This is a genomic window from Marivita sp. (assembly GCF_051859345.1).
In the GTDB taxonomy this organism is placed as follows: Bacteria; Pseudomonadota; Alphaproteobacteria; order Rhodobacterales; family Rhodobacteraceae; genus Marivita.
On record NZ_JBHYFV010000118.1, the window covers coordinates 1 to 541 of the forward strand.

The following is a 541-nucleotide window of genomic DNA, read 5'->3' on the forward strand; positions in this document are numbered from 1 at the left end:
CAGGCCGAGAAACTGGTCACGGGGCCCAGCATCGAGAAATCCATCGCGCCGCTGCGCTCCTTCGTGACCGAACCCATGCGCTGGGGCCGACTGTTTCTCTGCGGGGATGCCGCGCATATCGTGCCACCGACCGGGGCCAAGGGGCTGAACACGGCGGCCTCGGATGTGCATTATCTGTATCAGGGGCTGTGCGACTATTACGAAAACGACTCGACCGCCGGAATTGACAGCTATTCGGAAAAGGCCCTTGCCCGCATCTGGTTTTCATCGCTCATGCACCGCTATCCGGACCAGTCGGAATTTGACCTCAAGATGCAGCTGGCCGAACTGGAATTTCTGCGCACCAATAAAAGCGCGCAGCAGGCCATGGCCGAAAACTATGTGGGATTGCCCTATTGATGCAGGCGATCCGGGTAAATGATGTCACGCTACATGTGGTGGTAGAAGGGCCGCCAGACGCGCCTGCCGTGCTGTTCGCCAATTCGCTGGGCACGGATCTGCGGCTCTGGGACGCGGTGCTGCCACATCTGCCGACAGGGCT

At 60.1% G+C, this 541-nt stretch carries 1 protein-coding gene and 1 pseudogene; both read left to right on the forward strand.

Going from position 1 to position 541, the window contains the following annotated elements:
- A partial coding sequence (locus tag ACTIEN_RS22335; protein WP_439525325.1) for an FAD-dependent monooxygenase occupies positions 1-399 on the forward strand: 399 nt, incomplete at its 5' end.
- A pseudogene (locus ACTIEN_RS22340) lies at positions 399-541 on the forward strand (3-oxoadipate enol-lactonase); the annotation flags it as partial. The gene ACTIEN_RS22335 and the pseudogene ACTIEN_RS22340, both read left to right, overlap by 1 nt.